This is a genomic window from Mesorhizobium sp. WSM4898, assembly GCF_029625845.1.
Taxonomy (GTDB): Bacteria; Pseudomonadota; Alphaproteobacteria; order Rhizobiales; family Rhizobiaceae; genus Mesorhizobium.
In genome coordinates this window covers 409993-422418 of the sequence record NZ_JARTVQ010000003.1, presented here as the reverse complement: position 1 = coordinate 422418, position 12426 = coordinate 409993, and the positions used below count along the sequence as shown (strand labels likewise).

The 12426-nt window shown below is 63.8% G+C and carries 14 protein-coding genes and 2 pseudogenes; 11 read left to right on the top strand and 5 right to left on the bottom strand.

The genetic code is table 11. The annotated features are described in order from the left end of the window. Positions 1–53: 53 nt before the first annotated feature. The 9 genes and pseudogenes from P9228_RS16745 to P9228_RS16705 all read left to right on the top strand — a co-directional run. Positions 54–863 (top strand): annotated as a pseudogene (locus P9228_RS16745) (DMT family transporter); the annotation flags it as partial. Beyond that, complete coding sequence (mobA, locus tag P9228_RS16740; protein WP_278054944.1) at positions 849–1382, top strand: molybdenum cofactor guanylyltransferase MobA; 534 nt, start codon at positions 849–851, stop codon at positions 1380–1382. The pseudogene P9228_RS16745 and the gene mobA, both read left to right, overlap by 15 nt. Further along, complete coding sequence (gene mobB, locus P9228_RS16735; protein ID WP_095780505.1) at positions 1379–1894, top strand: molybdopterin-guanine dinucleotide biosynthesis protein B; 516 nt, start codon at positions 1379–1381, stop codon at positions 1892–1894. Before mobA ends, mobB begins: the two co-directional genes overlap by 4 nt. A 153-nt stretch (positions 1895–2047) precedes the next feature. Then, on the top strand, positions 2048–2833 hold the full coding sequence (locus P9228_RS16730) for an ABC transporter substrate-binding protein (protein ID WP_066992755.1): 786 nt from the start codon (positions 2048–2050) through the stop codon (positions 2831–2833). Between the two features lie 79 nt (positions 2834–2912). Next, positions 2913–3629 carry an ABC transporter permease gene (locus tag P9228_RS16725; protein ID WP_066992752.1) on the top strand — a complete coding sequence of 239 codons (717 nt, stop codon included), beginning with the start codon at positions 2913–2915 and terminating at the stop codon, positions 3627–3629. After that, positions 3626–4450: an ABC transporter permease gene (locus tag P9228_RS16720; RefSeq protein WP_066992749.1), complete on the top strand. Its 825-nt coding sequence runs from the start codon at positions 3626–3628 to the stop codon at positions 4448–4450. The genes P9228_RS16725 and P9228_RS16720 overlap by 4 nt, the downstream gene beginning before the upstream one ends. Before the next feature lie 117 nt (positions 4451–4567). Beyond that, complete coding sequence (locus tag P9228_RS16715) at positions 4568–5437, top strand: NAD(P)-dependent oxidoreductase (RefSeq protein ID WP_278054393.1); 870 nt, start codon at positions 4568–4570, stop codon at positions 5435–5437. A gap of 6 nt (positions 5438–5443) precedes the next feature. Further along, on the top strand, positions 5444–6148 hold the full coding sequence (locus tag P9228_RS16710; protein ID WP_127847382.1) for a DNA alkylation repair protein: 705 nt from the start codon (positions 5444–5446) through the stop codon (positions 6146–6148). Between the two features lie 67 nt (positions 6149–6215). Continuing rightward, positions 6216–6788 (top strand): DUF3299 domain-containing protein, encoded by a 573-nt coding sequence (locus tag P9228_RS16705; RefSeq protein WP_066992741.1) that lies wholly within the window; start codon positions 6216–6218, stop codon positions 6786–6788. A gap of 42 nt (positions 6789–6830) precedes the next feature. Here P9228_RS16705 and P9228_RS16700 read toward each other — a convergent pair whose 3' ends face one another. From P9228_RS16700 to P9228_RS16685, 4 genes and pseudogenes are all read right to left on the bottom strand, one after another. After that, the gene (locus tag P9228_RS16700) at positions 6831–7322 is read right to left on the bottom strand and encodes an Lrp/AsnC family transcriptional regulator (RefSeq protein WP_066992738.1); all 492 of its coding nucleotides are present in this window, start codon (positions 7320–7322) and stop codon (positions 6831–6833) included. A gap of 108 nt (positions 7323–7430) precedes the next feature. Beyond that, positions 7431–8136, bottom strand: a pseudogene (locus tag P9228_RS16695) (uracil-DNA glycosylase family protein). Further along, positions 8076–8687 (bottom strand): glutathione S-transferase, encoded by a 612-nt coding sequence (locus P9228_RS16690; RefSeq protein WP_095780510.1) that lies wholly within the window; start codon positions 8685–8687, stop codon positions 8076–8078. The pseudogene P9228_RS16695 and the gene P9228_RS16690 overlap by 61 nt, the downstream one beginning before the upstream one ends. A 117-nt stretch (positions 8688–8804) precedes the next feature. Beyond that, complete coding sequence (locus P9228_RS16685) at positions 8805–9428, bottom strand: thermonuclease family protein (protein WP_278054388.1); 624 nt, start codon at positions 9426–9428, stop codon at positions 8805–8807. A 75-nt stretch (positions 9429–9503) separates the two neighbouring features. On the opposite strand from P9228_RS16685, the gene P9228_RS16680 reads away from it, so the two are divergent. Then, on the top strand, positions 9504–11024 hold the full coding sequence (locus tag P9228_RS16680) for a HAMP domain-containing sensor histidine kinase (RefSeq protein ID WP_278054387.1): 1521 nt from the start codon (positions 9504–9506) through the stop codon (positions 11022–11024). On the opposite strand, the gene P9228_RS16675 is transcribed toward P9228_RS16680, so the two are convergent. Further along, positions 11021–12034, bottom strand: coding sequence for a nicotinate-nucleotide--dimethylbenzimidazole phosphoribosyltransferase (locus tag P9228_RS16675; RefSeq protein WP_278054385.1), 1014 nt, complete (start codon positions 12032–12034; stop codon positions 11021–11023). The genes P9228_RS16680 and P9228_RS16675 overlap by 4 nt on opposite strands. 161 nt (positions 12035–12195) lie before the next feature. On the opposite strand from P9228_RS16675, the gene P9228_RS16670 reads away from it, so the two are divergent. Continuing rightward, on the top strand, positions 12196–12426 hold the full coding sequence (locus tag P9228_RS16670; RefSeq protein WP_066992723.1) for a DUF1289 domain-containing protein: 231 nt from the start codon (positions 12196–12198) through the stop codon (positions 12424–12426).

Here is a 12426-nt window from a genome sequence, read left to right as displayed (position 1 = left end):
GTCTTGCCGCTGGCTGTTAGACGCTTGCGAGAGAACATAACCCGGAAGCGCCCTTGCCTCTTTCGCCAAATCTTCGCGGCGCACTGTTCATGGTCGTGGCCATGATCGGCTTCACCTTGAACGACGCGATCACCAAATTCTCATCCGAATCGATGAACATGGCGCAGGTAATGCTGGTGCGTGGCGCCTTCGCCTCGCTCTTCGTCGGTCTGCTCGCCTGGCGGCGCGGCGCGCTTGCTGATCCGCGCGCCATGCTGCAGCCGATGGTCGCGTTGCGCGTCGCCGGCGAAGCCGGCGCGACCGTGTCGTTCCTGATCGCCCTTGCCCATTTGCCGATCGCCAACGTCTCCGCCGTTCTGCAGGCGCTGCCGCTGGCGGTGACGATGGGCGCCGCACTGTTCTTCGGCGAGGGCGTCGGCTGGCGCCGCTGGCTCGCCATTGCCGTCGGCTTTGCCGGCGTACTGATCATCGTGCGGCCGGGCTTCGAGGGTTTCAGCGCCTATTCGTTGCTGGCGCTGGCGAGCGTCGCCTGCTGCGCTGTGCGCGATCTCGCCACCAAGCGCATCCCGCAAGCGATCCCGACCATGCTGGTATCGACCGCGACTGCGCTGGCCATGACGATCCTGGGTGCGCTGCTGCTCCCGTCGATGGGCGGCTGGACGCCAATGACCGCCGAGGCGACGGCGCTGCTGGCGCTGGCCGCCGTGCTCGTGCTCATCGGCTATCAGTTCATCATCATGGCGATGCGCTCGGGCGACATCTCCTTCATCGCGCCCTTCCGCTATACGGCGCTGCTGTGGTCGATAGTGCTCGGCCTCGCCATCTTCGGCGATATCCCCGACCTGCCGATGATCGTCGGCGCCGCGCGTCTCACACTGCAGGTGGCCACGCTGGTGCTCAACGCCAACGGCGATCCGGCACGGTTTGCCGGCACCAACCTTCCGGTGCTTGCCGATACGATAGAGGACCATGCCGGCCCGCTCGCCGGCATCCTCACCGGCCTTGAATGGGCGGCAGCGGACACGGGCTACCGGTCGCTGGTCAGCGCGGCCGGCGACACGCCGTTCTTCCCTGGCGATCTCGTCGAGCGATTGGCCGTTGCCGCTCGGGCACGGCCGGGCGCGATCGCGGTCGCCAGTTCCGACGGCAGGTGGCACCCGACCTTCGCACTCTGGCCGCTCGGCCTGCGCGATGCGCTGCGCCATTTCCTGGTTGAGGAGGACAATCGACGGGTCTCGGCCTTCATGGAGCGGCATGGTTTTGTCGAGGTGGAGTTTCCGATGCTCGAAGCCGGAGGCGAGCGGATCGACCCGTTCTTCAACATCAACACGCCCGACGATCTTGCGGAGGCCGAGCGTCTGTTGCAAAGCCTTGAGCCATGAGACGCGTGTTCGGCATCACCGGCTGGAAGAACTCCGGCAAGACGACGCTGACCGAAAAGCTGGTCGCCGAACTGGTTCGGCGCGGCTGGACGGTCTCGACGGTCAAGCATGCCCATCATGACTTCGACATCGACAAGCCCGGCACAGACAGTTTCCGCCACCGCCAGGCCGGCGCGATGGAGGTCGCGATCGTCTCCGGCCGGCGCTGGGCATTGATGCACGAACTGCGCAACGAGGACGAGCCAACGCTGGACGACATCCTGGCGCGGCTGGCGCCCTCGGACATCGTGCTGGTCGAAGGCTACAAGCGCGAAGCACACCAAAAGATCGAAGCGAGACGGCTGGAGGCCAAGGACCGGACGCCGCTTTCGATCAACGACCCGAACATCGTGGCTGTCGCCGCCGACTTTCCGGTCGAAGGCGAAAAGCTGCCCGTCTTCAACCTCGACGACACGAAATCGATAGCCGATTTTATCGAGCGCGCGACCGGTCTCGTCAGTCCAGCCAAGTAACGCAGCGGCACACGGCGATTGCCGTTTGCTGTTGTTTTTGCAGTTGCTTTTTTCTTGCAAAGAGTGGGAGTATCCCGCGCAGCGGGCGGTCAAAAAGGCTCCGCCCACAAGAGCCGCACGGGACAGCGGCCATGACAATATGAGAGGATTATCATGCGTATTGCACTGCGTATCGCGCTTGCCGCTTCGGCCGCGCTGCTGACACTTGGCGTCGCCCAGGCTCAGGAAAAGACCCTGAGGATCGGCACCGAAGGCGCGTACCCGCCCTTCAACAACCTGACCTCGGACGGCCAGCTGGTCGGCTTCGACATCGACATCGCCAAGGCCCTCTGCGACGAAATGAAGGTGAAGTGCACCTTCGTCGCGCAGGATTGGGACGGCATCATCCCGGCGCTCCAGGCCGGCAAGTTCGACGCCATCGTCGCTTCCATGTCGATCACGCCAGAGCGCCAGGAAAAGGTCGACTTCACCCACAAATATTACAACACTCCGTCGGCGATCGCCGTGCCGAAGGACTCGCCGCTCAAGGGCGTGACCAAGGAAGACCTCGCCGGCAAGACGATCGGCGTCGCCACCACGACGACCCACTTCAACTATGCCTCGAAGACCTACACCGACAGCACGATCAAGGGCTATCCGAGCAGCCCCGAGGAACAGGCCGACCTTGCCAATGGCCGTCTCGACGCCATCGAGGACGACATAGTCGTGCTGCAGCAGTGGCTGGATTCGCCCGACGGCGCCTGCTGCAAGATCCTCGGCCAACCCTCGCCGCAGCCGGTCGAGATCTTCGGACCGGGCGCCGGCATTGCCGTGCGCAAGGGCGAAACCGACCTGGTCAACAAGCTGAATTCCGCGATCGACGCTATCCGCAAGAACGGAAAGTACAAGGAAATCAACGACAAGTACTTCAAGTTCGACGTCTACGGCGCCGAGTCCTGATCATTTGCGCCCAGGGCGGTGAGGATCACCTCGCCGCCCTGCCTCCATTCCGGGATCGCCACGGAGACACGCCCCGCCAATGCCAGCCCAAAGCATTTGGACACTTCTCAGTTGGGGACCGGATGGCTGGAGTGACGACATTGCGTCTGGTGTGCTGGTCACGGTCGCGCTGGCGCTTGCGACATTGCCGATAGGCCTGGCGATCGGGTTCTTCGTCGCCTTCGCCAAGCAGCACGAAGAGCCCGCGCTCCGGCTCGCAGCCAACATCTACACCACTGTTTTTCGCGGCCTGCCCGAGCTGGTGACGCTGTTCCTGTTCTTCTTCGGCATGCCGCTGCTGCTGCAATATGTCGTCCGCCTGTTCGAGCCCGAGGCGACAATCGACGTGAACAGCTTCATTGCCGGCATGATCGTGCTGGCGCTGATCTTCTCCTCCTACGCCAGCGAAGTCTTTCTCTCCGCCTTTCGCGCCATTCCCAAGGGCCAGTATGAGGGCGGCTACGCCATTGGCCTTTCGAAATGGCAGACGATGCGCCTGGTGATCCTGCCGCAACTGCTGCGCATCGCCTTCCCCGGTCTGGAGAATTGCTGGCTCAGCCTGCTCAAGGACACCTCGCTGGTGTCGGTCGTCAACCTAGCGGAAACCTTGCGCAATGCCGGTGTCGCGGCGCGCGTCACCAAGCATTCCTTCCTCTTCTACAGTGTCGCGGCGCTGGTCTTCCTTGTGCTGGCCATCCTGTCCTCGGTCGCCACCGGCTATATCCAGCGCTCGCTCGGGCGGAGGGAGGCTCGATGAGCGTCAGCCAGGCTATTGCGGTTGACAGGCCACCGCCCCGGGCTCGCGGCTGGCCGCGCGTGCGCATCATAGGCTACGCGCTGGTCGGCCTCTGGAGCCTTTTCGGCATCGGCATCGTGGCCTATCTGGTCCACGCCTGGAACGCCGATTTCTTCGCCAGATACGCGCCGGCCTATCTGCAGGGGCTCGCAACCACCCTGTCGCTGGTCTCCGTTTCGATGGTGGCGGGCGCTATTCTCTCGTTGCCGGTTGCCTACGGCCGGATGTCCAAGAACCGCATCCTTTCCGGATTGGCTTATTGCTACGTCTACTTCTTCCGCGGCACCCCGCTGCTCGTGCAGACCTACCTCGTCTATTACGGCATCGGCTCGTTCCGCCCCGAGCTGCAAACCGTCGGACTATGGTGGTTCTTCCGCGAGGCGTTCTACTGCGGCGTCTTTGCCTTTTCGCTCAACACCGCCGCCTACCAGGCCGAGATCCTGCGCGGCGCCATCGAAAGCGTTCCGCGGGGCCAGTGGGAAGGCGCGGCGTCGCTTGGCCTGCACAAGCTGCAGACGCTGCGCAAGGTGATCATGCCGCAGGCGATCATCGTGGCGCTGCGGCCTTACGGCAACGAGCTCATCCTGATGATCAAGGCTTCCGCGATCGTCGCCATCATCACCGTCTACGACCTGATGGGCAACGCGAAGCTCGCCTACGCAAAATCTTTCGACATCCAGGCCTATATCTGGGTGGCGATCGTCTACCTGGTGCTGGTCGAGATCCTGCGTCACGGCGTCGAATGGATCGAACGCCGGATCACCATTCACCTCAAACGATAGAGCGTCGTCAGCGGACGGGCCTGCACCAGTCGATGCGGCTTTGCGCGCCTTGACGAATTTTTCGCATAGCCTAGACCTTCCGCCACTGAAACCTCTGTTTTGTTGGAAGGCAGGCTTATGGCATCGGTTGCATTTCTCGGTCTTGGCGTCATGGGCTATCCGATGGCCGGGCACCTCAGGAACAAGGGCGGCCACGACATCACCGTCTATAACCGCACGACCGCCAAGGCCGAACAATGGGTCGCCCAGCATGGCGGCAGACTGGCGCTGACACCGGCCGAGGCGGCCGAAGGCAAGGATTTCGTCTTCTCCTGCGTCGGCAATGACGACGACCTGCGCTCGGTGACGACCGGCGCCAGCGGCGCCTTTGCCGCGATGAAGGCGGATTCGGTCTTCATCGACAACACGACAGCCTCGGCCGAAGTCGCGCGCGAATTGGCCGAAGCCGCCGACAAGGCCGGCTTTTCCTTCCTCGATGCGCCGGTGTCGGGCGGCCAGGCGGGCGCCGAGAATGGCGTGCTGACCGTCATGGTCGGCGGCGAGCAGGCCGCCTTCGACAAGGCCAGACCGGTCATCGATGCCTATGCCCGCATGGTCGGGCTGATGGGACCCGCGGGCGCCGGGCAGCTCACCAAGATGATCAACCAGATTGCCATTGCCGGCCTCGTCCAAGGGCTGGCCGAAGGCATCCATTTCGGCAAGAAGGCCGGGCTCGACATTGAGAAGGTCATCGAGGTGATCTCCAAGGGCGCTGCCGGCTCCTGGCAGATGGAGAACCGCCACAAGACGATGAACGCCGGAAAATATGATTTCGGCTTCGCCGTCGACTGGATGCGCAAGGATCTCGGCATCTGCCTCGCCGAGGCCAACCGCAACGGCGCCAAGCTGCCGGTGACCGCGCTGGTCGACCAGTTCTACAAGGACGTGCAGGACATGGGCGGCAGGCGCTGGGACACATCCTCGCTGCTCGCCCGCCTGGAAAAATAGACGGCGATGGTCCTGCCCGATCCGAGCTGGAGCGCCGACGAGATCGTCGCCCATCTGCGTTCGATCGGCAGCGAGAAAAACCGCGCCGGCATGGCGCGATTCGGCATCAACACGAGAACCGCGCTGGGCGTCGGCAATTCCGATCTGCGGCCGCTGGCGCGCAAGCTGAAGAAGAACCAGGAACGGTCGCTGCTCTTGTGGGACACCGACATTCGCGAAGCGCGATTGATGGCCGCTTTCACCGGCGAGCCGAAGAAGCTCGACATCGGTCAATGCCGGCGCTGGGCCGCCGATTTCGACAGTTGGGAGATTGTCGATACCGTTGCCGACCTGTTCGCCCAAACACCGTTCTGGCGTGAGCTGGTCGAGGAATTCGCCAAGGACGAGCGCGAGTTTGTCCGCCGCACCGCCTTTGCCATGCTGGCCTGGGCGGCGGTGCATCTGAAGAAGGAGCCGGACGCGAGCTTCCTCGCTGCTCTGCCGCTGATCGAGAGGCATGCGGGCGATCCGCGCAACTTCGTGCGCAAGGCGGTGAACTGGGCACTGCGGCAGATCGGCAAGCGGTCGAGGGCGCTGCACGCCCCTGCCCTTGCGCTGGCCGAGAAACTGGCGGCGTCGTCCGACAAGACGGCACGCTGGATCGGCAAGGACGCGGTGAAGGAGCTTTCCGATGTCAAACAGCTCGAACGGCTCGCGACCACACGACTGTGATCTCAGCGAAGTAAGCTCACGACGCTTTTACTCGCTTCCGAAATGGGACTGGCGGAGGATGACCACCATGAGCAGGCGTTTCAGATCAAGCGCGACGCTGGCGATCGTGCTTATGCTCGCCACCGCGAGAGCCGACGCCGCGGCCGACGTCGCGCATATCTTCTGGAAAGACTTGCGCCCGGCGACGCAGGCGGTCGCCGAGGACGCCAACCTGCCGATGATCGCGGCAAAACTGCCCGATCACGGTGAGACACTGTCGCTCAATCTGCAGGACAAGACCGTTCAATTGTCCGGCTACGCCTTGCCGGTCGATCGCGAGGGCGACCTCGTCTACCAGTTCCTGCTGGTGCCTTGGACCGGCGCCTGCAGCCACATGCCGACGCCGCCGCCGAACCAGATCGTGCTGGTAACGCCGGCGCATCCTTACAGGATGGCGGAGGCATACCAGCCGGTCTCCGTCACCGGCGTGCTGAAGCCCGGCATGGAGAAGAGCCAACTCTTCATCCTGGACGGCGTCTTGATCGTGCAGTCCGGCTATACCGTGCGCAAGGCCGAGGTGGCTGATGTCGACAGCGTGCCGGACGCCGTCACGCTCCCGGTCAACTCGCCGTGGAATTTCCTCAACAAAAAGAAGAACTAGGTCTCGCAACTTCGCGCATAGCGGGAAGCGCGAGCGCCGTGCTCAGGCCGCGTTGGCCCCCGACTCCTTGTCCAGGATCATGTAGTCGAGCGGGATCTCGGTCGTGTACTTGATCTGCTCCATGGCAAACGAGGACGACACGTCGCGGATCTCGATCTTGGCGATCAGCCGCTTGTAGAAGGCGTCGTAGGCGGCAATGTCGGGCACCACGACGCGCAAGAGGTAATCGACGTCGCCGCTCATGCGGTAGAACTCGACCACCTCCGGAAATTCCTGGATGACCTCGGAGAAGCGCCGCAGCCATTCATGGCTGTGCGAATTGGTGCGGATCGAAACGAAGACGGTGACGCGCACATTGACCTTCTCATGGTCGAGAATGGCCACGCGCCGCTTGATGACGCCCTCTTCCTCGAGCTTCTGGATGCGCCGCCAGCACGGCGTGGTCGACAGGCCGACTTTCTTGGCGACATCGGCGACCGCAAGCGTCGCGTCCTCCTGCAGGAGGCGAAGAATTTTTCTGTCTAGGCGGTCCATGGGAAGGCTCCAGCGGAATAGTTTGGCTATAATCCTTTTTATCAGGCCCTTTCACAAGAAAGAAATTCTGCCAATGCCGGCAAAAGCGAGTGATTTCTTGCAAGATGCCTAATTGAGGCGATAGCGGATTTCCGAGCGCAGGAATGGCAGCAAATCCATTTCAAACCACGGATTCTTCTTCAGCCAGCCGGTGTTTCGCCATGACGGATGCGGCAGCGGCAGCACTTTCGGCCCGGCTGCAGCATCCCAGACAGCGCGCCAGTTTCTGACCGTTTCCGTCAGCGACGGCCCACGCGCCGTGCCCATGTGCCAGGACTGCGCATAACCGCCGATCGTCAGCACCAGATCGATCTGCGGCATCAGCGCCATCAGATCGGCGCGCCAGGCGGTGGCGCATTCGCGCCGCGGCGGCAGGTCGGCGCCCTTGGTGTCCTGGCCCGGAAAGCAGAAACCCATCGGCACGATGGCGAATTTTTCCGTGTCGTAGAACTCGTCGGGGGTGACGCCGAGCCAGTTCCTCAAGCGATCCCCGGAAGCGTCGGTGAACGGCATGCCCGAGATGTGGACTTTCGTGCCCGGCGCCTGGCCGGCAAGCAGGATGCGGGCCTTCGACGAAGGCACAAGCACCGGGCGCGGCTGATGCGGCAGGGGCCGGCCGCGCGGCTGCTCGACACAGATGCGGCAAGCCCGCACCTTGGCGGCAAGGCTCTCCAGCGCTTCGCTCATGTCCGGCGGGTTCTCCAAAAACAAGCCTCAAGCAGCAGCGCTTGGCCGGCTGGAGAGCGCTGCGTGCCAGCGCAGCACATTCCCGCATTCCTCAGGCACCTTGATGCGTGCCGGCTTCATGAAATCGATGGCGATCAGCCCGGTGATGTCGGCGACCGAATAGGTGTCGCCGGCGGCAAATTCCCTATCCGCCAACTCCCGGTCGAGGAGATGCAGGAACTCGATGGCCTTCGGCTTGTTGGCCTCGCCCCATTCCGGGATCTGCGGCACCTCCCATTCCTTCATTGCCGGATGGATGTGCCGGAACGCGGCGGCCACGCAGCTCATCAGGTTTAGCTCCAGACGCCTTTGCCACATCTCCACCATGGCCTTGCCGAGCGCGCCTGTTCCGAACAGGGCGGGCTCGGGATGCAACTCCTCGAAATAACGGCAAATGGCGATGGATTCGGTGATGATGGTCCCGTCGTCGAGTTCGAGCACGGGCAGCCGCCGCAGCGCATTGCGCGACGCCACCGGCTCCTTGCGATGCTCCAGCGCGCCCATGTCCACGGGCACCAAAGGGACGGCTAGCCCCTTTTCAGCCAGGAAAACCCGAACCCGCCTGGGGTTGGGCGCCCGGCCGCCATCGAACAGCTTCATTCCAGTCTCCGATCTTCATGCCAATCTTAGGGCGCGCTGCAATGCATGTCGCCCAAAACTGCATAGCGGTTTGGCAAGACCACATGTTGGCAAACAGAGCATCCCCCGAAGCGGGCATCACCAGAAACGAACAAGCTCACGCAACGCATCGCCGAGCGAAGCCAGTGCGCCGTGCTTCCTTTCGACGGGTTGATTGTGATGGCTGTCGCGCCAGTCCTGCGGCTGATCGAAGGAGCCAGCCCAGATGCCCACCTTGGCAGCCCGCGCGACGGCCTCCTCGGTTTCGAAGTCGCCGAAGGCGACGGCCCATCCGGACTGTACCTGCGCGCGGTTGAGGTCCGTGTCGCCCGCCTTGCAGTCGCCGAGCAACCGGCCGTAGCGGTCGCGCTGCCAGCCGCTGCAGGAGACCGGCCTGTCGGCGATCAGCCGCACCAGCGACTGCCGCGCAAGCCTGCCGCAGGCATAATCGGCCCCGTCCTTGCGGCACGTCTGTGTGTATTCCGGCGCGTCGATGCCGCGCATGCGGATGCGCTCGGCGCCAAGCGTGATCGAATCACCGTCCTTGACGATGGCCGTGCCTTGCTCCTGTCGCATCTCGAACCGGTCGAGCCGCGCCGCCACCAGGATGGACAGGCCAAGCAGGACCACGGCCAGCCCGTAATCCAGAAGCCTGCGCAAAAGGCTTCGCGGAGGCCGCGGAACATAGCGCCGGCGCGGTCTTCGCGACCAGGAACGGCTCATATGGCAAACAGTCTCTTAATCATTCGAACGTAGCTTAACGAACTGAAAATCGCTGCGCGCAGAAATTGAACTTGCATGCCTTTGCTACGCTCGGACACAGCGGACAAATTCATTGTGGACCGCAGGAAACCGCATCGCAACAGCGATGTGGCTCGCGCGGTGCGCAGGACGCGTGACCGTCTTTCGCAGCAGGCCGGCAGCCTCGATTTCGACCGCGAACTGCTCAAGCTGCATGCACGCGCCATGGTGGTCAGTGCGGCGGCGATTCCTCTGCTTGTGCTTGTAGTAGCGGCCATCGGCCGCTTCGCGGGCCTGGGCAACCAGGTCGCCGTCTGGGCTCTCTTCATGCTGCTTTGCTACGCTATCGTCACTTTCATGGCGCGGCGCGTCGAGCGCGCGGAAGCGGCCGAACTCGACCCTGTGCAGACGCGCCGCGATTTCCTGATCGGCCATTCGCTTTGCGGCCTCGGCTGGGCCTGGTTCGCCTGGCTGGGCTGCTCCACATGCCAGGTCGACCAGTTCCATGTCGTCAAGGCCATGGTGCTCCTGGTCGCCATGGCGACGACTGCTGTGATGGCATCGTCCCTCGGCGGCGCGCTATTGGCGACCTTCGCCGTTCCCGTCGCGGTCTATGTCTATGCCGTCCTGCGCCTGTGGATGCCGATCGAAGGGATCATGGCGGCGCTTCTGGTCGCTGCCCTGCCCTTCTTCGGCTACGTCGCGCGCCATCTCAACCAGTCATCCTGGATGCTGCTCTCCTTCCGCTCCGAGAAGGACGCGCTGATCGCCGAGGTGGAGACTGCCAAATCCATGTCCGACGAGGCCAGGCGGCGCGCCGAGGACGCCAATCTGGCGAAGTCGCGCTTCCTCGCCTCGATGAGCCATGAGCTCCGGACGCCGCTCAACGCCATCCTCGGTTTCTCCGAAGTGATGGCCAATGAAGTGCTCGGGCCGATGAACAACCCGACCTATCGCGATTATGCGCATGATGTGCACGAATCCGGCCAGCATCTGCTCGATCTGATCAATGAGATCCTCGACCTGTCGCGCATCGAGGCCGGCCGCTACCAGCTCAACGAGGAGCCGGTGGCGCTGGTGACGATCGTTGAGGATTGCTGCCATATGATGGAACTGAGAGCCCGCAACAAGGACATCCGCGTCATCCAGGAGTTCGAGACCGCGCTGCCGCGCCTGTTCGGCGACGAGCGTGCCATCCGGCAGATCGCGCTCAATCTGCTGTCCAACGCCATCAAGTTCACGCCGTCGGGCGGCGAAGTGCGTGTGCGCGTCGGCTGGACGGCGGGCGGCGGTCAGTACATCTCGGTCAAGGACAACGGCCCCGGCATACCGGAAGAGGAAATCCCAGTGGTGCTTTCCGCCTTCGGCCAGGGCTCGATCGCCATCAAGAGCGCCGAACAGGGAACGGGCCTCGGATTGCCGATCGTGCAGGGTCTGCTCGACATGCATGGCGGCGAGTTCGAGTTGCACTCCAAGCTGCGCGAAGGCACCGAGGCCATCGCCATCTTCCCGCTGAGCCGAGTGATGGAGGAATTGCCCGCGCTGCCGACCAAGGCTGTCGCCGCCCGGCGGCGTTAGCTCCGGGGCGCCGGTTGGACCCGAACCGCCGCCGCCATACCGGAGCTCGTGAGCGCCGCGGCCTTGACGAGACCGGCGGCAAGTCCAGCCCCAACTCCTTCGCCGTGACTGACAGCAAAATCGAGCATTGGCTCGAGCCCAAGCCGTTCGGCGACTTTGGCTTGGCCCGGCTCCGGCGACAGGCTGGCGAGCAGGCAGTGGTCGATCGCGGAAGGATAGGCTTTGTGCAGAACCGCGGCAGCAGCCGTCGCGACGAACCCGTCGAGCAGCACAGGAATCTTCTGCATGCGGGCTGCGAGAATGGCGCCGCAGATTGCCGCGAACTCGCGCCCGCCGACGCGGCGCAAGGCTTCGAGCGGATCGCCGAGACCGGCGCCGTGGAAAGCAAGCGCCCGGTCGACCGCTTCGGCCTTGCGCGCCATCATCGCCGTGTCCGCCCCCGATCCAGGTCCAACCCAGTCGGACCCCTTGCCGCCGAAGAGGGCAGCGCTGAGCGCGGCCGCGATGGTTGAATTGCCGACGCCCAGATCGCCAAGGCAAAGAAGATCGGCGCCGCCCGCGACCGCTTCCATGCCGAAGGCCATGGTGGCGGCGCAGCCGCGCTCATCGAGGGCCGCTTCTTCCGTGATGTCCCCGGTCGGAATATCCAGCGCCAGGTCGAAGACCTTCAGGCCGAGATCGTTGGCGATGCAGATCTGATTGATCGCTGCACCTCCGGCGGCGCAGAGTTCGACGGCATTGGCGGTCGCCGAAACCGGCCGCGGCGAAATGCCATGCCGAACGGCACCGTGGTTGCCGGCAAAGATCGCCACAAGCGGACGATTGACGGCCGGCGGCGCACGCCCGCTCCAAGCGGCGAGCCATGCCGCGACATCTTCAATCCGGCCAAGCGAAGCTTTCGGCTTGTCGGCCTTGGCAAACAGGGTGCGAACGCGGGTTTCGGCGGCGGCGTCCGCCGGCGGCAGCGTTGCCAGCAGAGTGCGGAAATCGTCGAAAGGCTTTGCGGTCATATCGAATGCGGTCTCTTTGCAGGAACAGCCAGCGGCATAGCCGCCTTCACCGCCTGGCACAACCGCCCGGCAATGCCGCGAAGCGCCGGTCGACGGCGCATCGCGAAGGGCTTGCATTGGCGTTGCGGTTGCACCATGTGGAGTGAAGGCAAGAGAACAGCATGACCGCCATCGAGTCTCCCTGCATACTCGTCTGTTCCATCGACATGAAAACCGGCTTCTGTTTCGGTTGCGGCCGCACGCGCGATGAGATCGCCGGGTGGATCGCGATGACGCCGGAAGTTCGGCGTGCAGTCATGGCCGAGTTGCCGGCGCGGCTGGAGACGGTCGAACGCCGGCCCCGCCGCGAGACGCGGCGCGCCCGCATGGCGCGCGAGCGCGGCGTGCTGTGA